This is a genomic window from Arthrobacter sp. SPT-J7 (assembly GCF_059089965.1).
Genome location: NZ_JBNHFF010000435.1, coordinates 1 through 1,407 on the forward strand (window position 1 = coordinate 1; position 1,407 = coordinate 1,407).

General features: G+C 63.3%; 2 protein-coding genes. Both read left to right on the plus strand.

Features of this window, described 5'->3' with window-relative positions; translation table 11 throughout:
• On the plus strand, positions 1 to 923 hold a 923-nt coding region (thrB, locus tag AC5RWX_RS33340), incomplete at its 5' end, for a homoserine kinase (protein ID WP_494100434.1).
• Between the two features lie 295 nt (positions 924 to 1,218).
• On the plus strand, positions 1,219 to 1,407 hold a 189-nt coding region (locus AC5RWX_RS33345), incomplete at its 3' end, for a Rho termination factor N-terminal domain-containing protein (protein WP_494100435.1).

The window sequence follows — 1,407 nt, forward strand, 5'->3', positions numbered from 1 at the left end:
AACGGGTCACCGTCCGGGTTCCGGGCACCACAGCCAACCTTGGTCCCGGTTACGACAGCCTGGGCCTGGCCCTGGCGCTGCATGACACGCTGACAGTGGAAAGCCTGGAATCCGAGGAACTGCTGTTCGAGCTCCGTGGCGAAGGCGCAGATACCCTTCCGCGGGACGCCAGCCACCTGGTCATCCGTGCCATGGAAGCGGCTTTCGAACGGCTGGGCTTCCGGCACGGCGGCCTGAAAGTCACGGCTGACAATGTCAATCCGCACGGACGGGGCCTGGGCTCGTCCGCATCGGCCGTGGTGGCTGCTGTATCCGCAGCAAACGCCCTGGTGCCCGAGGCAAACCGCCGTGGGAAGGACTGGATCCTTCAGCTCACCAGCGAGCTGGAAGGGCACCCGGACAACGTGGCACCGGCCATTTTCGGCGGTCTGGCGCTCTCGTGGCAGGACAGTGACCGGTACAGCAGCACCAGCGCGACCGTGTCCGAAGCAGTGGTTCCGGTCGTGGCCGTTCCCGACTTCGAGCTGTCGACCGAGGCGGCGCGTGCGTTGCTGCCGGCCTCGGTAGGGCACCATGCTGCTGCCATGAATGCTGGACGCGCGGCCCTCCTGATCCATGCACTGACCAGCAAGCCCGAATTCCTGCTGGCCGGCACCGAGGACTACCTCCACCAGAGTTATCGTGCAGAGGCCATGCGTCCAAGTGCAGCGCTGATTTCAGCGCTTCGTACGGCCGGGCATGCTGCAGTGGTATCGGGTGCCGGGCCTACTGTGCTGGTCCTGGCGGACGGACAGTCTGAGGCGGCCGCCGTCGTCGGTTTTATCGAGGAGTTCACTGCAGCAAACACGCCGGACATCGGGTGGCGTGTTCTGAAGCTCGCAGTGGACGTTGAAGGTGCTAAGGTGGAGTTGCACCGGCGGTAATTCCGCCTATCTGATCTGCTATTGCACTTAGTTGCCGCTTGGTCTCTTACTGCGCAATGTATTCCGGTGCCACCTGCTTGGTCTGTCGCAGGAATCTGCAGCACTCAAACTGCCCCTGAAGCGTCAGTCCGGCGTTCCACCATTGCGGAGCGCAAGGTGAATTAGTATCCGGCCCTGCTGGCCGATATCCAACCGGCAAGGCCGAACAAGCCGGCTGCAGATCTGAACTGCAGCCCAGATCAAATCATCGCGTCCAGCTCCCAGTCTGGACGCCGTCGAGGGGGAAGGATCCTTCGTGACCGAAACCACTGAGCTGTCGCCAGCTGTGGAACTATCATCTTCTGCTGCCGAATCACCGGCCGCACCCGCCAAGAGCAGTGGCCTCGCCGGCCTCAAGCTCGCCCAGCTGCAGGCTCTTGCCAGCCAGCTCGGCATTTCCGGTGGTTCCCGGATGCGCAAGGGGGACCTGGTTTCAGCCATTTCC